At 69.8% G+C, this 19,656-nt stretch carries 15 protein-coding genes and 1 riboswitch; of the genes, 9 read left to right on the top strand and 6 right to left on the bottom strand.

The window, feature by feature from the left end; translation table 11 throughout:
* On the bottom strand, positions 1 to 2,212 hold a 2,212-nt coding region (locus JWP60_RS13825), incomplete at its 3' end, for a HAMP domain-containing protein (RefSeq protein WP_299792181.1).
* A 569-nt stretch (positions 2,213 to 2,781) separates the two neighbouring features.
* On the opposite strand from JWP60_RS13825, the gene JWP60_RS13820 reads away from it, so the two are divergent.
* The 4 genes from JWP60_RS13820 to treF all read left to right on the top strand — a co-directional run bounded on the left by JWP60_RS13820 (position 2,782) and on the right by treF (position 7,941).
* Positions 2,782 to 3,102: an EthD family reductase gene (locus tag JWP60_RS13820; protein WP_299792178.1), complete on the top strand. Its 321-nt coding sequence runs from the start codon at positions 2,782 to 2,784 to the stop codon at positions 3,100 to 3,102.
* A 132-nt stretch (positions 3,103 to 3,234) separates the two neighbouring features.
* Positions 3,235 to 5,424: an ATP-binding protein gene (locus JWP60_RS13815; RefSeq protein WP_299792175.1), complete on the top strand. Its 2,190-nt coding sequence runs from the start codon at positions 3,235 to 3,237 to the stop codon at positions 5,422 to 5,424.
* A gap of 172 nt (positions 5,425 to 5,596) precedes the next feature.
* Positions 5,597 to 6,382: a glucose 1-dehydrogenase gene (locus tag JWP60_RS13810; protein WP_299792172.1), complete on the top strand. Its 786-nt coding sequence runs from the start codon at positions 5,597 to 5,599 to the stop codon at positions 6,380 to 6,382.
* Positions 6,379 to 7,941, top strand: coding sequence for an alpha,alpha-trehalase TreF (gene treF / locus JWP60_RS13805; protein WP_299792169.1), 1,563 nt, complete (start codon positions 6,379 to 6,381; stop codon positions 7,939 to 7,941). The genes JWP60_RS13810 and treF overlap by 4 nt, the downstream gene beginning before the upstream one ends.
* 128 nt (positions 7,942 to 8,069) lie before the next feature.
* Here treF and JWP60_RS13800 read toward each other — a convergent pair whose 3' ends face one another.
* Entirely contained in the window at positions 8,070 to 9,941 is a 1,872-nt protein-coding gene (locus JWP60_RS13800) for an ATP-binding protein (RefSeq protein WP_299792167.1), read from the bottom strand.
* A 225-nt stretch (positions 9,942 to 10,166) separates the two neighbouring features.
* Between JWP60_RS13800 and JWP60_RS13795 the strand changes: the two genes are divergently transcribed.
* Positions 10,167 to 11,141, top strand: a complete 975-nt coding sequence (locus JWP60_RS13795; protein WP_299792163.1) for a tripartite tricarboxylate transporter substrate binding protein — start codon at positions 10,167 to 10,169, stop codon at positions 11,139 to 11,141.
* 8 nt (positions 11,142 to 11,149) lie between these two features.
* Here JWP60_RS13795 and JWP60_RS13790 read toward each other — a convergent pair whose 3' ends face one another.
* Complete coding sequence (locus tag JWP60_RS13790) at positions 11,150 to 13,288, bottom strand: glycosyl transferase family protein (protein WP_299792160.1); 2,139 nt, start codon at positions 13,286 to 13,288, stop codon at positions 11,150 to 11,152.
* Between the two features lie 167 nt (positions 13,289 to 13,455).
* Here JWP60_RS13790 and rraA point away from each other — a divergent pair, with 167 nt between their 5' ends.
* A complete protein-coding gene (rraA, locus tag JWP60_RS13785) occupies positions 13,456 to 14,004 on the top strand; it encodes a ribonuclease E activity regulator RraA (protein WP_299792157.1) in 549 nt (182 codons plus the stop codon).
* A gap of 224 nt (positions 14,005 to 14,228) precedes the next feature.
* On the opposite strand, the gene JWP60_RS13780 is transcribed toward rraA, so the two are convergent.
* Positions 14,229 to 14,459, bottom strand: coding sequence for a hypothetical protein (locus JWP60_RS13780; RefSeq protein ID WP_299792155.1), 231 nt, complete (start codon positions 14,457 to 14,459; stop codon positions 14,229 to 14,231).
* Between the two features lie 103 nt (positions 14,460 to 14,562).
* Between JWP60_RS13780 and JWP60_RS13775 the strand changes: the two genes are divergently transcribed.
* Complete coding sequence (locus tag JWP60_RS13775) at positions 14,563 to 15,153, top strand: hypothetical protein (protein WP_299792152.1); 591 nt, start codon at positions 14,563 to 14,565, stop codon at positions 15,151 to 15,153.
* Positions 15,154 to 15,404: 251 nt separating this feature from the next.
* Here the strand turns inward: JWP60_RS13775 and JWP60_RS13770 are convergent, their stop codons facing one another.
* Both JWP60_RS13770 and JWP60_RS13765 read right to left on the bottom strand, forming a co-directional pair.
* Positions 15,405 to 17,519 carry a molybdopterin cofactor-binding domain-containing protein gene (locus JWP60_RS13770; RefSeq protein WP_299792149.1) on the bottom strand — a complete coding sequence of 705 codons (2,115 nt, stop codon included), beginning with the start codon at positions 17,517 to 17,519 and terminating at the stop codon, positions 15,405 to 15,407.
* Positions 17,516 to 17,992 (bottom strand): (2Fe-2S)-binding protein, encoded by a 477-nt coding sequence (locus JWP60_RS13765; protein ID WP_299792146.1) that lies wholly within the window; start codon positions 17,990 to 17,992, stop codon positions 17,516 to 17,518. Before JWP60_RS13765 ends, JWP60_RS13770 begins: the two co-directional genes overlap by 4 nt.
* Positions 17,993 to 18,144: 152 nt before the next feature.
* A riboswitch (TPP riboswitch) is annotated at positions 18,145 to 18,254 on the top strand.
* Between the two features lie 107 nt (positions 18,255 to 18,361).
* Here JWP60_RS13765 and JWP60_RS13760 point away from each other — a divergent pair.
* The gene (locus tag JWP60_RS13760) at positions 18,362 to 19,453 is read left to right on the top strand and encodes an FAD-dependent oxidoreductase (protein WP_299792143.1); all 1,092 of its coding nucleotides are present in this window, start codon (positions 18,362 to 18,364) and stop codon (positions 19,451 to 19,453) included.
* Entirely contained in the window at positions 19,450 to 19,656 is a 207-nt protein-coding gene (gene thiS / locus JWP60_RS13755) for a sulfur carrier protein ThiS (RefSeq protein ID WP_299792140.1), read from the top strand. Before JWP60_RS13760 ends, thiS begins: the two co-directional genes overlap by 4 nt.

The following is a 19,656-nucleotide window of genomic DNA, read 5'->3' as shown; positions in this document are numbered from 1 at the left end:
CGATGTTGCGGACCTGGCCGGTCAGGTTCGCCGCCATCAGGTTGACGTTGTCGGTCAGATCCGCCCAGGTTCCGGCGACGCCGGGCACCTGCGCCTGCCCGCCGAGCTTGCCTTCCGAGCCCACCTCGCGCGCGACCCGGGTCACTTCGGACGCGAAGCCGTTGAGCTGGTCCACCATGGTGTTCAGGGTGTTCTTCAGCTCCAGGATCTCGCCCTTCACGTCGACCGTGATCTTCTTGGAGAGGTCGCCGTTGGCCACCGCCGTCGCCACGTCCGCGATGTTGCGGACCTGCGCGGTCAGGTTGTTGGCCATCGAGTTGACGTTGTCGGTCAGGTCCTTCCAGGTCCCGGCCACGCCGGGTACCTGCGCCTGGCCACCGAGCTTGCCTTCGGTACCCACTTCACGCGCCACGCGCGACACCTCGCCGGCAAAGCCGTTCAACTGGTCGACCATCGTGTTGATGGTGTTCTTCAGTTCCAGGATTTCGCCGCGGACGTCGACGGTGATCTTCTTGGAGAGGTCACCCCGCGCCACGGCGGTGGTCACTTCGGCAATGTTGCGCACCTGGTTCGTGAGGTTCGACGCCATCGAGTTGACGTTGTCGGTGAGGTCCTTCCAGGTGCCCGCGACCCCAGGCACCTGCGCCTGGCCACCGAGCTTGCCCTCGTTGCCCACGTCGCGCGCCACGCGCGTCACTTCCGAGGCGAAGCCGTTCAACTGGTCGACCATCGTGTTGATGGTGTTCTTCAGTTCCAGCACCTCGCCGCGCACGTCCACCGTGATCTTCTTGGAGAGGTCGCCGTTGGCCACGGCCGTCGTCACCTCGGCGATGTTCCGCACCTGCCCCGTGAGGTTGGACGCCATGAAGTTCACGTTGTCCGTGAGGTCCTTCCAGGTGCCGGCCACGCCGGGCACCTGGGCTTGGCCACCGAGCTTGCCTTCGGTGCCCACCTCGCGCGCCACCCGCGTCACTTCGGAGGCAAAGCCGTTGAGCTGGTCCACCATCGTGTTGATGGTTTCCTTGAGCGCCAGGATCTCGCCCTTCACTTCCACCGTGATCTTGCGCGAGAGGTCGCCCTTGGCGATGGCCGTGGCCACGCCGGCGATGTTGCGCACCTGGCCCGTGAGGTTGGAGGCCATCGAGTTGACCGAGTCGGTCAGGTCCTTCCAGGTGCCGGCGATGCCGGGCACCTGCGCCTGGCCACCGAGCTTGCCCTCGGTGCCGACTTCGCGCGCCACCCGCGTCACTTCGGAGGAGAAGCCGTTCAACTGGTCCACCATCGTGTTGATGGTTTCCTTCAGCTCCAGGATCTCACCCTTCACGTCCACCGTGATCTTGCGCGAGAGGTCGCCACGCGCCACGGCCGTGGTCACCGTCGCGATGTTGCGCACCTGCGAGGTCAGGTTGTTGGCCATGGAGTTGACCGAGTCGGTCAGGTCCTTCCACGTGCCGGCCACGCCCGGCACCACGGCCTGGCCGCCCAGGCGCCCGTCGGTGCCCACTTCGCGCGCCACCCGCGTCACTTCCGAGGCGAAGGAACGCAGCTGGTCCACCATGGTGTTGGTGGCTTCCTTCAGCTGGAGAATTTCGCCGCGCACGTCCACCGTGATCTTCTTGGACAAGTCACCGTTGGCCACGGCGATGGTCACGTCGGCGATGTTGCGCACCTGGGCGGTAAGGTTGCCCGCCATCTGGTTGACCGAGTCGGTCAGGTCCTTCCAGACGCCGGACACGCCCTTCACCTTGGCCTGCCCCCCCAGTTTGCCCTCGGTGCCCACCTCGCGCGCCACCCGCGTCACTTCGGAGGTGAAGACCGAGAGCTGCTCGATCATGGTGTTGACCAGCTTGGCCGAGCGCAGGAACTCGCCCTTGAGCGGACGGCCATCCACCTGCAGGTCCATCGGCTGGCCGAGGTCGCCCTTGGCCACGGCGCCGATGGTGCGGGCGATGTCGTTGGTGGGGCGGACCAGGTCGTCGATCAGCGTGTTCAGGGAATCGACCTGCGCCGCCCAGCTGCCGATGGCGCCGGGCGCGGAGATCCGCTGGGTGAGGCGCCCTTCCTTGCCGACCGTGTTGGACAGGCGCGCGGCCTCGGCGGTGATGCGGTCCGCATAGGCGATGCTCTGGTTGAACGCCTCGGCAATACGCGCATCAATACCGGACCATTCGGCCGGCAGGCGGATCTCGAAGTCACCGCCGGCGAAGGCCATCAATGCGGCGAGCACTTGGCGCGAGCGTGCTTCCGCCGCTTCGACGCTCAGGGTCTGGATGGGTGGCATCAGGCCCGCGGCCTTCTTGCCGGCGACCGGCCGGGGCGCTGCGGACGGCTCCCTGGCCGCGGAGCGAGCGGCGGCCTTGACGGCCTTCTTCTTCAATGCAGCGGTGGCGGCCTGGTCCATGGAATCTCCGATGACGTCGCTTCTTGTTTCAGCTGCGCGCCTGCGGGCCAGCGCAGCTGATCAGGGACTTGCCTGCCGATGCGGGCGGGGCCGGCAGTCGTTTCAGACAAACGTTTACATACGGCCGGGCCGGCACGCGATGGTTCAGCCTCAGGCGAATGTCAGTGTCGGCGTCTTTTTCCGGCGCTGTCGTAGGACGTCGCCGACAAGCGCAGGGCGAGGCCCGGCGCCGCTTGCCCACTCGACAAAAGAATCACGATCCGGTGCCCGCTGTCGCTCCAACCCGACAGTGGCGGCCCGCCCAATCGAGGGACGGACGCCATGGCGTGCCCGGCTGCATCGTCCTAGACTCCAGCCGCCCATCCACGAAGGAGACATGCATGATCAAGGTCAGCGTCCTCTACCCGCAAAGCGCCGGCGCCCGTTTCGACCACGCCTACTACCGCGACCGGCACATGCCCATGGTCAAGGACAAGCTCGGTGGCGCCTGCCTCCACTACACTGTCGACCAAGGAGTGGCTGGGGGTGCACCCGGTGCGCCGGCCCCTTTCACGGCCATGTGCCACATCTACTGCAAGTCCCTGCCCGACTTCCAGCAGGCGATGGAGCCCAATGCGCAGGCCATCATGGCCGACGTGGCCAACTACACCGACATTCAGCCGGTGTTCCAGATCAGTGAAGTGGTGGTCGAACAGGGCTGAAGCTGCGCTGGCGCCGTGGTTCCCAGGGGACAGGCGCCACGAAATCGTTGCGTAAATCCGGCGAATCATGGATGAGCAGGGCCTGCCCGCGATCCGGCAGCCCCGGATTAGGTAGTATTCCCTAACCCTGCCATGTCGTTTGCCGTATTCAAGGCCCTGAAGGCCGCTCCCTCTTCTGACCTGATCCGCTCGGCCCGCAGCAGCCTGCTGTTCCTGAGCGCGGTGGCGGTGCTGGGCACGCTCATGGCCGTGGCCGTGGGCGTTGTCGCGCTCACCCGCACCTACCACGCGCTCGACGACGCCGAAAGCGTCGCCCGCACGCTGCAGCTGCACATGCAGGTGGACATGGTGCACGACGAGCTGCGCGGCGACGTCGCGACCGCCGCCACCGCCGGACCGCAGCCTGACTTCGAACGCCATGCGGCGCAGCTCGAAGCCTATGTGCGCCAGCTGGAAGCGCGGCCATTGCCGCAGCCGCTCGCCAGCGAGGTCCGGCAGGTCGCCAGCAGCGCGCGCTTCTACCTGGCCGCCGTCCGCCAGGTCATGCACAAGAGCGGGCCGATCACGGCGGCCGACGTGCTGGCGATCAGCGACCAGTGGCGCGCTCTCGAGGGGCCTCTCGACCGCCTGACGAACGAGCTGCATGGCGAGGTCGGCGATGCCCAGGAGCGCGGCAGCATCAGCTATCACAACGGGCTGGCGCTGCTGGTGCTGGCGCTGGTCCTGATCACCGTCGGCCTGGTTTACGCTGGCCGCAGCATCACGCGCACGGTGCTGGCCACCGGGCGACAGATGACGGCCGCCAGCGAGGCGGCGCGCCGAGCCGGCCAGAGCCGGGCCGAATTCCTGGCGGCCATGAGCCACGAGATCCGCACGCCCATGACCGGCGTGCTGGGCATGGTCGACCTGCTTGCCGCCGAACAGCTGTCGCCCCTGCAGCGGCGCTATGTGGAGGGCATGCGCGCGTCGGGCCGCCACCTGGTCAACGTCATCAACGACATCCTGGATTTCACCCGGATCGAAAGCGGCCGGCTCGAACTGGAGCAGATCGATTTCTCGCTGCCCGACGTGCTGGAGCGCGTGCGCTCGCTGGTCCATCCGCTGGCCGTGGAGCGCGGGCTGGCGCTGCAGATGAAGTTGAATCCGCACTCGCCGCCGGTGCTGTGCGGCGACCCCACGCGGCTGCAGCAGGTGCTGCTGAACCTGACCACCAATGCGGTGAAGTTCACCGACCAGGGCACGGTCACCGTGACGGTGGCGCACGTGCCGCAGGACGACGCCGGCCTGCGCTACCGCTTCGAGGTGCGCGACACCGGCGTGGGCATCCCGGCGGAGCGCCAGGGCGAGCTGTTCAATGCCTTCCGCCAGGCCGACGAGACCATCTCGCGCCGCTTCGGCGGCAGCGGCCTCGGGCTGGCCATCAGCAAGCGGCTGGTGGAGGCCATGGGCGGCAGCATCGGCATGGAAAGCGCACCGGGCCGCGGCAGCCTGTTCTGGTTCGAGCTGCCGGTGGCCATCGGCGACATGGGCCGCCTCGGCACCCGCGGCGATCCCGACCGCAAGCCGTCGCAGCCGCGGCGCATCCTGGTCGCCGAGGACGTGGAGATCAACCGCCAGATCCTCGGCACCACGCTGCGGCGCGCCGGCCACACGCTCACCTTCGCGCACGACGGCGAGCAGGCCGTGAAGCTGGCGCAGGAGCAAACCTTCGACCTCGTGCTGATGGACGTGCAGATGCCGATCATGGACGGCATCGAGGCGACGCGCCGGATCCGCCAGCTGCCCGGGTCGAACAGCGAGATCCCGATCCTGGCGCTCACGGCCAACGTGATGGCGCAGGAGCGCGAGCGCTACCTCTCCGCCGGCATGGACGAATGCCTCACCAAGCCGATCGACTGGGACCAGCTGTTCGGCGCGATCGAGCGCCACACGCCCGGCGGCGACCAGCCGATGTTCCGGCCCGTGCCGCTGCCGGTGTCGGCCGGCGAGGAGCAATCGCTGCTCAATCCCGCGGTGATCGAGTCGCTCAAGGAAATGGCCGGCCCCGAAGTCCTGCGCGAGTGGATGCAGACCGGCCTGAGCGGCTACGAGCGCGGCCATGCGGCGATGAGCGACGCGGGTGACGACCCCGAGACGATCGCCCTCGAGGCGCACAAGATCAAGGGCTCGGGCAACACGCTGGGCCTGCCGCGGATAGGCGCGCTCGGCGCCCGCATCGAGGCGGAGGCCAAGCGCGGCGTCGTGCCCGAAGCGATGCTGGCGGAATTGCAGCAGGCGATCACGGCCACCAAGGCCAGGCTGACCGCGCTCGACCTGCTCTGACGTCTCCTGGATCATCCCGGGGTTGACCCTGGATCCACGACAGCGCGCGCACGACCGCTGCATGGCTTGCGGGTCAAGCCCGCAATGACATCCCTGGCGGCGCCCCCCGGGGCCGCCCATCTGCGCTAGAACAGCACCCTGCGGGCCCGCCGGGCGCGCGCGGAGCTTTTCAATGGACGGATCGTCGGGCGGTCGGCTGCAGGGCAAGGTGGTGCTGGTCACCGGCGCGGTGCAGGGCATCGGTCTCGGCATCGCCGAGCGCATGGGGCGCGAGGGCGCGCAGGTGGCGCTCAACGTGCATCGCGACGACGAGCGGGCGCAGGCCGCCCGCCGCCAGGTGGAGGCCACCGGCGCGCGCTGCGAACTGTTCGCGGCCGACGTGTCGCAGGTGCCGCAGACGCAGCAACTGGTGGCCGACGTGGTCGCGCGCATGGGCGGCCTGCACGTGCTGGTCAACAACGCCGGCATCGAACGCAATGCCGGTGTGTTCGAGATCACGGAGGCGGACTACGACGCGGTGCTGGCCACCAACCTGAAGGCGCCTCTGTTCCTCTCGCAGGCGTTCGCACGCCACGTGCAGCAGGCCGGTGGCGGCGGCCGCATCGTCAACATCAGCTCGGTGCACGAGGAGCTGCCCTTCCCGCACTTCGCCCCCTACTGCGCCAGCAAGGGCGGGCTGAAGATGGTGATGCGCACGCTCGCACTGGAACTCGCGCCGCTGGGCATCACCGTCAACGACGTGGCGCCGGGCGCGATCCGCACGCCGATCAACCGCGACCTGCTGGCCGACCATGCCAAGGTCGACGCGCTGCTGGCGCAGATTCCCGCCGGCCGCATGGGCGAGCCGGAGGACGTCGCCGGGGCGGTCGTCTTCCTCGCCGGCGACGACGCGCGCTACATCACCGGCACCACGCTGTTCGTCGACGGCGGGCTGCTGTGGAACTACTCGGAGCAATGAAGACACCGCTGGCCCACCCCCACGCGCGTCATGCGGCGGCGGCCGCCGCGCCGCCGCCCGACATACTCACACCGGCCGACCGTTACCAGGAGCTGTTCGAGACGGTGCAACGCGAGGCCGTGTTCGCCGACAGCAAGACCTTCGTGGACTGCGCCCCGCGCGATGCACCCGAAGCGATCCTGGCCCGCTACCGCGCGCAGCGGCACGCCCCCGGCTTCGACCTGCGACGCTTCGTGCGAGACCACTTCGGCTCGCCCAGGCCGGCGCACGCCGACTATGTGCCGGTGCCGGGACAGACCATCGCGCAGCACATCGACAGCCTCTGGCCCTTCCTGGCCCGCGAGCCGCACCGGCACCCGGTGCGGGGCTCGCTGCTGCAGCTGCCGCACTGCTACATCGTGCCGGGCGGCCGCTTCGTGGAGCTGTACTACTGGGACTCGTATTTCACGATGCTGGGTCTGGCCGAGAGCGGCCAGGCGGACATGCTCCACTGCATGACCGACAACTTCGCGCACTTGGTGGACGCGTACGGCCATGTCCCCAATGGCACGCGCACCTACTACCTGAGCCGCTCGCAGCCGCCGGTGTTCGCGCTGATGGTGCAGTTGTGCGAAGCGCGCGGCGGCCCACCGGCCCTGCACTACCTGCCGCAGCTGCTGCGCGAGCACGAGTTCTGGCTGGATGGCGCGCACGACCTGCCACCCGGCCAGGCGCGCAGGCGCGTCGTGCGCCTGCCCGACGGCGCGCTGCTCAATCGCTACTGGGACGATCGCTGCACGCCGCGCGAGGAGTCCTGGCGCGAGGACATGGCGACGGCGGCGCGCAGCGGCCGGCCCCATGCGGAGGTCTGGCGCCACCTGCGCGCGGCCGCCGAATCCGGCTGGGACTTCAGCACGCGCTGGCTGGCGGACCGGCGCGTCGGCCTGCCTTCGATCTGCACGACCGACCTGCTGCCGGTCGACCTCAACGCCTTCCTGCACGAACTGGAGGCGACCATCGCGCGGCTGGCGCGGGCGGCCGCCGACCCGAACACGGCTGACGCGTTCGAACGCCGCGCCAACGCGCGCGCCGCGGCGATCGACCGCTACTTCTGGTCGCCGGCCGGCAACCACTACGCCGACTGGAACTGGCGCACGCACCGGCGGCGCGAGCTGCTGAGCGCGGCCACCATGGTGCCCCTGTTCTGCGGCCTCGCCAGCCAGCCGCAGGCGCGGGCGCTGGAGCGCACGGTGCGCGCACGCCTGCTGGCGCCCGGCGGCCTCGCCACCACCGAGCACGGCAGCGGCGAGCAGTGGGACCGCCCGAACGGCTGGGCGCCGCTGCAGTGGCTGGCCGTCGAAGGGCTGGCGCGCTACGGCTGCCACCACACGGCCGACGAGATCCGCGCTCGCTGGATGCACACGGTGCAGGTGGTCTACGACCGCGAGCACCGGTTGGTCGAGAAGTACGCGCTGCGCGATGCGGCGCACGCGCCGGCCGGCGGCGACGGCGGCGAGTACCCGCTGCAGGACGGCTTCGGCTGGACCAATGGGGTGGTGCGGCGGTGGATCACGGCTTGACGCTGGAGCGATGTGGCTCGTAGGCCGGGCTGCCGAAAGGCACCCCAGCGTTTTGCGCGCAATCGCTGGGGTGCCTGCGGCAGCCCAGCCTACAGGGCAAGCAAAGGCCGCAGGCCGGAACACCCCGCCTAGCGTTTCGGCGGCAGCAGCTGCAGCGCCTCGCGCAGGCCGGCGGCGGACAGGGGCTTGACCAGGTGCAGGTCGAAGCCGGCCAGGCGCGAGCGCTCGCGGTCGGCGGCCTGGCCCCAGCCGGTCAGCGCCACCAGGCGGATGCGGTCCCCGGCCGGCAGCCGGCGGATCTCGCGCGCCGCTTGCAGGCCGCCCATGCCCGGCATGCCGAGATCGATGAAGGCCAGGTCGGGCGCGAAGCTGCGCGCCTGCTCCACGGCCTGTTCACCGTCCCCGGCGGTCACCACCTCATGCCCCTCGACGCGCAGCAGGATCGCCAGCGTATCGGCGGCGTCCTCGTTATCGTCGGCGATCAGCAGGCGGCGCGGCGCCGGTGCGCTGGCCCCGGTCGTCGCTTCGCTGGGCGCGGCTGCCGCGGCCACAGCGACGAACGCGCGCGGCAGCTGCACGCAGAAGGTGCTGCCCTTGCCCGCGCCTTCGCTCTCCACGGTCACGCTGCCGCCATGCAGGCGCACCAGGCTGTTCACCAGCGACAGCCCGATGCCCAGCCCGCCTTCGGCATGCCGCTGGTGATCGCGGACCTGCGAGAACAGTTCGAACACGCGCTCCTGCTGCTCGCGTGGAATGCCGATGCCGGTGTCGCTCACGCTCACGAACACCTGCTCGCCCCTGGCGGACAGCTGCAGCGTGATGCGGCCGCCCGGCTCCGTGTACTTGGCGGCATTGGACAGCAGGTTGGAGAACACCTGGGCGAGCCGGTCAAGGTCACCCTCGACATAAATCTCCTGCTCGGGCAGTTCCAGCTGCAGCAGGTGGTGCCGCGCATTGATCGCCAACTGCGTCGCCTCGATGCTGCGCGCCAGCACCTCGCGCACGGGGATCACCCGGCGCTCGATGCGAACCTTGCCGGCGCTGATGCGGGCCACGTCCAGCAGATCGTCGACCAGCCGCACCAAGTGATCGAGCTGCCGGTCCATCACTTCCACCGTGCGCTGCGCCGACGCCTCCGGCGGCGTGGACAGCCGCAGCACCTGCAGGCCGTTGCGGATCGGCGCCAGCGGGTTGCGCAGTTCGTGCGCCAGCGTCGCGAGGAATTCATCCTTGCGGCGGTCGGCTTCGCGCAGCGCCTCCTCGGCCTGCTTCTGCTCGCTCACGTCCTGCACGAACTCGACCACCTCGTCGCCGATGCGGCGGGCGGCGAACAGGCCCCACCAGCGCGTGCCGTCCTTGCGGATGTACTGCTTCTCGTAGGGCATGCTTTCCCCGACCGTGACCACCTCGCGCACGGCCTGCAGCGACACAGCGTGGAACTCGGGCGGGGTCAGCTGTTGCCAGGTGAGGCCCAGCGCCTCCTCGCGCGTCATGCCCATCATCCCCAGGAAACCGTCGTTCATGTCGACCAGGCTGAAGCCCTCGCCCCAGAACATCACGCCGACCGTCTTGATCCGCTGCACGCTGGCCAGCCGCTCCTGCGTGCGGCGCCGCTCGGTGATGTCGTTGAAACGCACGGCCACCAGCGCATGCTGCGGCTCGCCGATGCGAAAGGCGTGCACGTCGAACCAGCGGCCGAGCGCGTCGGCGCGGTCGCTGATGCGCACTGGGTTGCCCGTGCGCGCCACCTCGCCGAACACGCGCAGCCAGTAGCCCTCGGAATTGGCCAGCAGCGTGCTGCTGCTGCGACCCACCACGTCCCTCAGCCCGGTGTGGCGCGTGAAGCTCGGATTGGCCTCGACGAAGCCCGCGTCCACCGCCGCGCCCGCCGCATCGAACTGGATCTGCAAGATGCAGAAGCCCTCGTCGGTGGCGTCGAACAGGGCTTTGTACTCCCAGCCGGAAGTGGCGTGCAGCGGCGGACCGGGGCGGGTGGACATGCTGTGTCAGGTGTACCGCGAGGCGGGTCGCGGGTGTGTAGGTGCGCGTCCGGCAGAGCCTGTCGGCGCGCCGGGAAGGCGGTCCGTAGGCCAGCCGCGCCGGCCGCCGCGCGGCCACGGCTGGCCTCGCGCGGCCATGGACGAGCAGAAACCCCGGCGAAACGCCAATGCCGCCCGGCCGGCCGTGCCCGCAGAATCGCACCCACACCTACCTGGAGCGCCCCCATGCCGACGACCCGTCGTGAGCTGCTTGCCTGCTGTGCCCTGATGGCGACCGGAATCGCCGGCCGCGCACTGGCCCAGGCGTTTCCGGCCCGGCCCATTCGCATCGTCGTGCCGTTCCCGCCCGGTGGCACCGCCGACGTGCAGGCGCGCCTGATCGGCGAGCACATGGCGCACACACTGGGGCAGCCGGTGGTGACCGAGAACAAGCCCGGCGGCGGCACCATCATTGGCAGCGCGTACGTGGCCAAGGCGCCGGCGGACGGCTACACGCTGCTGCTGATGGCCAACAGCTTCGTGATCAACGCCAAGCTGCACGCCAGCTCGCTGCCCTACGACGGCATGAAGGCCTTCGAGCCGATCGCCTGCCTCACCAATTCGCCGCAGCTGCTGGCGGTGAATGCGGCCAGCCCGTATCGCACGCTGCGCGAATGGGTGGATGCCGCCAAGGCCAAGCCCGGGACCCTTTCTTATGCCACGGTCGGACCGGCCACCACGCAGCACATCGCCGGTGAGATGCTGCAGCGCGCGGCCGGCATCCGGCTGATCTACACGCCCTTTGCCGGCGGCGCGCCGGCCGTCACCGCGGTGCTCGCAGGGCACGTGGACACCGTGCTGGCCAACGTCTCGGAACTGCAGGCCTTCATCGACGCCGGCAAGATGCGGGCGCTCGCGGTCACCACGCCGCAGCGGCTGGAGACGATGAAGCAGGTACCCACCGTCGCCGAGTCGGGCTGGCCCGGCTACGAGGCGGCCGCCTGGTTCGGCCTGTCCGCGCCGGCGGGCACGCCCCGGGAGATCGTCGCCAAACTTGCCGCCGCGGCCACGGGCGCCGTGAACGACCCGGAGCTGCGCCGCAAGCTGATCGCGATCGGCCTGGAGCCCTATGCGATGGGCCCCGCCGAATTCGCCGCCCATATCGCCGACCAGTACGGCAAGTACGCGAAGGTGATCGAGGAGGCGGGGATCCGGGCTTAGCAGCCTTCCTAGGCAGCGGCCGCGCCGGCCGCGCCGGCGGCATTCGCCACATTCGCCACATTCGCGGCCAGTTCGCGCTGCCGGTGCACCGCCTTCTCCACCAGCGCGGCCACCAGCACGCCGCGCTCGACCAGGAACTCGCCGACGCCGCCGTTTTCCTCGGGACGGTATTCGCGCACGGCCTCCTCGTACTGGCGGCGATCGACCGATCCGTTGTCCGCCAGCACCTGTGCCAGGCTCTCCGAGACCGGCGCCGCGACACCGCTTTGCGCACACAGCACCTCCAGCGCCTGCGCGAGCTCGCTGTCCAGCGCAATGCGCTGCAGCGGCGCGGCGCCGAAATGCTGCGCCAGCTGCGCCAGCGCCTCCTCTTCGAGCGGGACGGCCACCGCCAGCAGCGGCTCGCCCGCTTCGCCGCGGCCGATGAACACGGCGCGATGCCGGGCGGCGAGCTCGGTGTCCAGACCCGACGCATGCTCGCGCACGAGCTCGCTGGTGAGCTGAGCGCGCGGCAAATCGGCCTGGCAGGCCACGGCCTCGGCCAGCGTGTCTTCGTCGAGCCAGCCGTTCGCCACCAGCACGCGGCCCAGGGGCACGCCGGTCGTGCCGTGTTCGCGCAAGGCGTCCTCCAGGCGCGTGGCATCGACGGCGCGCCACGTCTGCAGCAGTTCGCCCAGCCGTTGCCGGGCGCGGCCCAACTGGTCGGAGGTCGGGAAATCGTGGGCCGTCTTGTCCCAGGCGAGCTTCTTGCCGAGGATGACCGACTGGATGTACAGGCGCCAGGCGCGGCCCACCGCCATGCAGTTGACGAAATTACCGATCACCATCCGCGGCAGCGACATGACGCCATGGCGCCAGCCATACAGGCGCGCCGTGAAGTAGGCACGCTGGGCGCCGCGCACCGCGAAGAAGCCGGCGTTGGCCCACAGCAGCACGATCCACGGGCTGCCGGGCACGAACAGGTGCGCGCCTGCCGGTTCCCACCAGCCGGCGGCAGCGCCGGCATGCAGAAGCACGAACAGCAGCGACAGCACATAGGCGGCGATGCTGATGAAGGAGGTGAGCACGCCCTTGCGGTCATGCAGCATCAGGTAGCGGGCCGCGAAGGAGCGGCCGCGCCACGGGATCTGGTGCCAGCCCTGCAGGCCGATGCCCAGCACCCAGCGCGACTTCTGCCGGTAGGCCGCGCGGAAGCTGTCCGGGAAGAACTCGCGCACCGACAGCGGCGCGCACAAATCCTGCTCGCTCTCCTGCCCGCGCCAGTCGCGCCGACGCACGCGGTAATCCACCGGGAAGATGCCGAAGATCGACTGCATGTCCAGCGCCTGCAGCCGCATGCCGACGTCGTAGTCCTCCGTGAGGCTGGCGGTGTTGAAGGGCTCGCCACCGTTCTCGCCGATCAGCGCATCGAGCGCGCGCCGCGAGAAGCACGTGCCCACGCCGGCCGACGGCACCATGCCGGCGATGCTCTCGCGCACCACCATTTCCTTGCCGTGGCTCTCGGCGAATTCATCCATGTAGGTGCCCGCCACCCATTCGGTGAGCTTGCGTTCCAGCGATGCCACGGGCAGCTGGATCATGTCCTTGCGCGGCAGCAGGTAGTTGAAGAAGCGCAGCTCCAGCGGATGCAGCACGTCCTCGCTGTCATGCAGCACGACGCCCGCGAAGGTGATCCCCTTGTCGCGTTCATAGGCAAGGATGGTGTCGACCACGCAGTTCAGGCAGTCGGCCTTGCACGTGGGCCCGGGATGCGGCACCTCAACGCGGTGCACCTGGCGATAGCGCCGGCGCACGCGCTCGACCTCGGCGATCGTCTCCGCGTCGTTGCAGTAGGTGCCGATGAAGACCACGTACTCGCGATAGTCCATCACCTGCACCAGGTTCTCGACCATCGCCGCGATCACGTCCGACTCCTTCCACGCGGGCACCATGATCGCGATGGGCTGCTCCGGTTTGTCCAGCAACTGCGCCGGCGTCAGCGGCTTGCGGTGACCGGTGCGTTCGAGCGACCACCAGCGCGCCAGCCGCCGTGTCCAGTACCACCCGTCGATGAAGAGATCGTCCAGCGAGGACAGCAGGATGGCCAATGCCACCAGCACGGCCGCTGCCTCGAGCACTGCCTGGATCTCCGCAACGGGCACACGCATGTTTCTTCCTGTAGTTATTCGCGAGCGACTGTAGTGGCGCGCCTCGCGGCAGACCGTGAGGCGGCCACTGCGGACGCGTGTAGGACGAGACGCACGAAGAGGCGGGAAGCCTTGGCACAATCACCGTGGAATTCTCCCGCCGCCAACTCTTTCCCCTTCTTCGCGCCATGACACTGAAAACTTCCGACCTGTGCGATGCGTGCGAAGCCGCCCTGCCCTGCGCATTGCCGCTTCGGGGTTGGGGGCGGCGGCGTTCGTTCGCGGGCAACATCCGCACGCTGCGCGTTTACGAGGACATCGCGCTCATGCGTGACCTGGTCAGCGAGCGCGGGCAGGGCCAGGTGCTGGTGATCGATGGCGGCGGCTCGCTGGCCCGTGCGCTGTTCGGCGATGTGATGGCGGCGCTGGCCGCGCGCAACGGCTGGGCAGGGCTGGTGATCCACGGCGCGATCCGGGACGGGGTGGAGATCGATCAGATGGACGTCGGCGTGAAGGCGCTGGCGACGGTCCCCAAACGCGGGGAGCGCACCGGCGCTGGCGAAGTGGACGTGCCCGTTACCTTCGGCGGGCTCACGTTCCACCCGGGGCGCCGCGTGGTGGCCGACGAAGACGGGGTGATCCTGCTGCCCGAGGGCATTACCGAGGCGGACATCGAAGTGGCCGATGCGCTGGCGGCGACCGCGGCCTATGCCGCCGGGATCGACACCAGGAAGTGAAGAGGCCGCGCCTCAGGCATGCGGCGCCAGCGTGAGCTGAACGGTCGCGAAGTCCGGGTCGGGCACCAGCGTGGCCGCGGTGACGACGGCGGCGGCGATGGCCAGGACGGCAGTGGCGATATAGCCGGTCATGATGCTTCCTCGGTGGGACGCGCTGCGTCCATGGCGATCACTCTAGGCACGTGCTGCGCGCACCGATGTGCGAACACGCACCGTCCGCGCCATCAGCCGTTGTTGCTGTCGTGCCTGCCCAGGCGATGCAGCGAGGCGTCGGCGCGATGCCAGGCATGGCGGGTGGCAGCGCCGATCTTGTGCAGCGCGCCGGTGAAGTTGCTGGCAAGCTGGTGCGTCGAGGTCGATGCAGTGCCCGACGAGGACGCGTCGTGATCTTGCGCGGCGGAGGCCGAACCGGCGACGGCCAGCGTGGCGGCGAGTGCGAAGGTCGAGATTTTCATGGTCGTGTTTCCCTGATGCGTACCTATGCATGGAACGCGTGCGCGAGGGGCGCTGCTGTCGGACGACTGCCAACGTGCGCGTGTGATTTGCAGTCCTTCAATCGTGGATGACAGCCCCAAGAAAAAAGCCAGCGGCTTGCGCCGCTGGCTTCCCGTGCCGGTTCTGACCCGCGCTCAGTTGCGGTCCGCGCGTGCCCCGCGCCGCGAGCTGCCGCCCGACATGCTGGTGCCGCTGTCGCCGGAGCCGCTGCCGGTCCCCATGCTGGAGCTGCCGCTGCTACTGCTGCCCAGCGAGGTGCCGGAGCCCGATCCGCTCGAGCCGGTGCTCAGGCCGGTCGAACTCGACCCGCTCAGACCGCTGCCCGTGTCGCCCATCGTACTGGCGCCAACGCCGGAACGGTTCGAGGCCGTGCTGCCACCCAGGCGACTGCCCGAGCTGGTGCCCGCACTGACGCCTGCGCCCGTGTTGCCCGCGCCGCCTCCGGTGCTGCCCATGCCGGTCCCCATGCTGCCGCTGCCGCTGCCGCCGCTGTTCGCGCCGGTGCCCGCAGCACCGGAAGCACCCGCAGCACCCGCACCGCCGCCACCGCCGCCACCTGCACCTTGCGCCATCGCCGCGCCGCCAAGCGCCAGGGCAGCCGCTGCTACCAACGTCGAGATCGTGTACTTCGCTTTCATGCCTGTTCCTTCCTGAAGGGTTGATTGCGGCTTCTGCCACCGCAGGAACACCAAGGTACGCACCGTCGGCGGGCACGGCATGGGGCGAACGCCGCACGCCCTCGTGGGAGGCGCAGTGACACCCGTGTAGGACACAGGGAGTCCGACCACGTCCTGTCTTTTCTTCCAGTCCGACCGCGCGGTCGGCTACACCTGGGCTCCGTGCGGTTGTGTCAGCGCTCTCCCACCGGCTCTGCCGTGTCGGACACTTCAGTCCCGTGCGCGGGCTCAGCTGGCCAGCAAGGCGCGTTGCACGCGGTCCATGGTGAACGGCATCTCGCGCACCCGCACGCCCGTCGCGGGCACCAGCGCATTGGCGATCGCCGCAGCCAAGGGCCCGTGCGTGGGCTCGCCGGCGCCCAGCGATTTCTCCTGGGGCCGGTCGATCAGCGCCACCTCCACGGCCGGCACTTCGCTGAACTTCAGGATCGGGTAGTCGCTCCAGCGCTCGCTGGTGACGCGCGTGCGATCGAACTGAACCGCCTCCTTCAGGCACCAGCTCACGGTCTGGATCGCGCCGCCCTCCACCTGGTTGATCACGCCGTCCGCGTTGACCACGCGGCCCACGTCCACCGCCAGCCAGATGCGCCGCACGCGGATGTCTTCGTGCGCTTGCACCTGCGCCACCGCGGCGCACCAGGCGCCGCTGTTCTTGTAGCGCGCGAAGGCAATGCCCATGCCCTCGCCTTCGCGCTGCGGGCGTGCCCGCCAGTCACACATCTGCGCCACCTTCTCCAGCACCGCGATGCCGCGCGGATCGCGCAGGTGGCGCAGCCGGAAGTCGAGCGGATCAACGCCCAGCTCGGTGGCGATCTCGTCCATCATCGATTCGGCCGCGAACACGTTGCAGTGCGCCCCCAGCGAACGCAGCGAGGAAGTCCGCAAGGGCATCGTCAGCAGCCGGTGATTCACCACCTGCAGGCGCGGGAAGTCGTAGGTCGGCACCGAGTTGCGCTCGGCCCCGGCGCCGGAGGCAATCGGCACGTTGATCGCCACCTGCGGCTCGAAGCCGATCATCGGGGCGGCATGGAACACGGGCACCGGCAAGCGGCCGGGCCGCATGCTGTGGCCGTTGGACCAGATCTCGTGCTGCCAGTCCACGATGCGCCCGTCCTCATCGACACTCGCCCGCACGTCGACCGCCATCGCGGCGCCGAAGGGCGCGCAGCTCATTTCGTCTTCGCGCGTCCACAGCAGGCGCACCGGCCGGCCGGGGGCTTCGCAGGCGATCACGGCGGCATCGGCCGCCGCATCGTCGGCGCCGTTGTGCCCGTAGCAGCCCGCGCCCTGCATGTGCGACACGGTGATCGCATCCGCCGGCAGCGACAGCAACAGTGCGAGCTCGCGCTGCATCGGGTAGACGCCTTGCGCATGGGTCCACACCTCGAGCCGCTGGCCGTCGAAGCGGGCGACTCCGCAGGACGGACCGATAGCCGCATGCGCGATGTAGGGACGCGCATAGCTCGCAGCAAAGCTGCGCCCGGCGGGCACGGCGCCGGCCTGGCCCTGCTGCGCGACCACCGTCGTCTCGGCCGGCTGCGCGCGCAGGAAGGCGGGCAGGTCGTTCACGTCGGGCAGCGACTCCCGCTCGCGCCATTGCGCCGCCGCCTTGAGCTTGCGCAGGGCGCGGGTCGCCTGCAATTCGGTTTCGGCGATCACGGCCAGGAAGCCACCGCGCCGCACGACGCGCACCACGCCGGGCAAGGCCTCGACGCTGGCCGCATCGACTTGCAGCAACTCCGCCGACGGCGAAGGCGGATGGGCGACTCGCGCGTGCAGCATGCCGGGCAGCTCCAGGTCGTGCAGGAAGGTCGCGCGTCCGAGCAGCTTGTCGGGCAGGTCCAGGCGCAGCGGCGATTCGAAGGATCCGTCCTCGCGTGCCGGCTTGGGCGCAACCTCGCCGGTCGCGGCGCGCTGCAGCAGTGCGGGATCGGCGAGCTCCCAATAGCTGGTGCGCACGTCCGGCGCGCCGCGCACGCGGATCTCGCCGTCGATCACTTCCAGATCCTGCGGGGCGACCTCGAGACGGCGCGCAGCCTGCCGCAGGTAGAGGTCGCGCGCTTCGGCGCAGACCTGGCGCAGCGCGCCGCCCGAGTCCTGCACCGACAGGCTGCCCGAGGTGAAGCCCTCGTTGGGCGCGCCGGCGGTGGTGGCCCGCAGCATGACGATGCGGTCGACCGAGACATCGAGTTCCTCGGCGACGATCTGGGCCAGCGCGGTGGTGATGCCCTGCCCCAGTTCCACCTTGCCGCTGCGCACTTCCACGCGGCCTTCGCGCAGGATGGCGAGCCACTGTCCGAGCTGCGGATTGGCCTTGAGGCTGACCGAGAGTTCGCCGTTCATGCCTGTCCCCCCGCCTTGCTGGCGCGCAGGATCGCGCGGACGATGCGGTTGTGGGCGCCGCAGCGGCACAGATGGCCGTCGAGCGCGGTGCGCACCTGCTGTTCGTCGGGATGCGGCACGCGTGCGAGCAGCGCGCTGGCCGTGGCCAGGATGCCGGAGAGACAGTAGCCGCACTGGCCGGCCTGTTCTTCCAGGAAGGCCTGCTGCAAGGCACCGGGCTGGCCATTGCGGGCCAGCCCTTCGACCGTCACGATCTCCTTGCCCTGCGCGGTCCACGCGGGCGTATCGCACGCCGGGGTGGAGACGCCGTCGACCAGCACGTGACAGGCGCCGCACTCACCGACGCCGCAGCCGAAGCGCGTGCCCTTGAGGCCGCAGGCCTCGCGCAACACATCGAGCAGCGGCACGTTCTCGTCGGCGCTGACCTCACGCTCGCTGCCGTTGATGCGCAGCCGCAACCTCGTCGTCTCCATCGCCATCCTTCCCGTCCCGCGGGGGCGGGACCGAGAGCGAATGATGGAGCATCCGCGGCGACGGGGTTCCGGTGCCGCCCCTTATTGACAGCTGGAGCTGTCGGCGGACTCGAGGGTGCCCGTGCCGCGGCAGCGTGCCACCGCTATACTTTGTCTTCGCTCCGGGGTGCGGGCGGCACGTGCCGCTTCGCTGAGATGGCCACACCAAACCCGTGAACTTGAACCGGTTCGCACCGGCGTAAGAAGAGCTGTCGGGCCAGGCCTCTCCACGGGCCGCAGTCCCGCCATCCCTCGGAGCCACGATGTTGATCGAAGGGATGGCCGCATGAAGTTTCTCCTCAGCTCACCCACCTCGCCGCGCCCGGGCCGATGAAGATCGGCATTGCCGGTGCCGGCCTGCTCGGGCGCCTGGCCGCGGGCCAGCTCGCGCGCGCCGGGCACGAGGTGCACGTGTTCGATCCCGCGGCGCACGCCGAGGCGCGGGGCGCTGCGGGCTGGACAGCCGCCGGCATGCTGAGTCCGGTGGCGGAACTGGAGTGCGCCGACGAGAACGTGTTCCGCCTGGGACTGCGGACCATGGAGCTGTGGCCGGCCCTCCTGGCGCAACTGCCGCTGCCGGTGGAGTGCCGCTTCGATGGCAGTTTGCTGCTGGCGCATCGGGGCGATGAGGGGGCGGCGGCCCGGACCGTCGACCTGCTGTCCTCCAAGCTGTCTTCCGTAGGCTGGGCTGCCGAGAGGCACCCCAGCGATGCGCGCAGCGCTCTCTCCACGGCCGATGCTGGGGTTCGCTGGCGCGAAGCCCAGCCTACGAAGATCACGGCCGAACAACTGCGCGACCTGGAGCCGTCGATCCGCGGCCCCGCCCACGCCTGGCTGCTCCCCCACGAAGGCCGCATCCACACCGTGCAGGCGATGCAGGCGCTGGCCGCCGTGCCGGGCGTGCACTGGCACTGGGGTCACACGGTGGACGCGATCGATGCCGGCGTGCTGCGGCTGGGCGGCGGCGAGCAGCGCTTCGACCACGTGTTCGACGTGCGCGGCACCGGCGCGCGGCCGCAGTTGCCGGTGCGCGGAGTGCGCGGGGAGATCTTCTGGCTGCAGGCTCCGGGCCTGCAGCTCACGCGGCCCTTGCGCCTGCTGCATCCGCGGCATCGGGTCTACCTGGTGCCGCGCGCGCCCGACCTGGTGGTGGTGGGCGCCAGCGAAATCGAGAGCGAGGATCGCTCGCCGGTGTCCCTGCGCAGCACGGTCGAACTCCTGGCGGCGGCGCACAGCGTGCTGCCCGAGCTGGCCGAAGCGCGCGTCGTGCACAGCGAAAGCAACCTGCGCCCGGCCCTGCCCGACAACCTGCCACTGCTGGAGGTGCAGGCGGGCCTCACGCGCATCAACGGCCTGTTCCGCCACGGCTGGCTGATCGCGCCCGCGCTGGTCGAACAGGCCTTGCAGGAGATGATTCGATGAACCCGCAGATCACCATCAACGGCGAGTCGCGCGCCTTGCAGCAAGGCGAGACGCTGGCCGATGTGGTGGCCGCGCTCGGCCAGCCGCCGCAGTCGCTGGCCACCGCCGTCAATGGCGAATTCGTTCCGCGCTCGGCGCGGGGCACGCTGCAACTGCGCGACGGCGACGCCGTCTTCACGTTCCAACCCATCCAGGGAGGCTGA

Source organism: Ramlibacter sp., from assembly GCF_028291745.1.
Taxonomy (GTDB): domain Bacteria; phylum Pseudomonadota; class Gammaproteobacteria; order Burkholderiales; family Burkholderiaceae_C; genus Ramlibacter.
The sequence above is the reverse complement of the archived record's forward strand: the minus strand, read 5'-3'. Positions and strand labels throughout refer to the sequence as shown.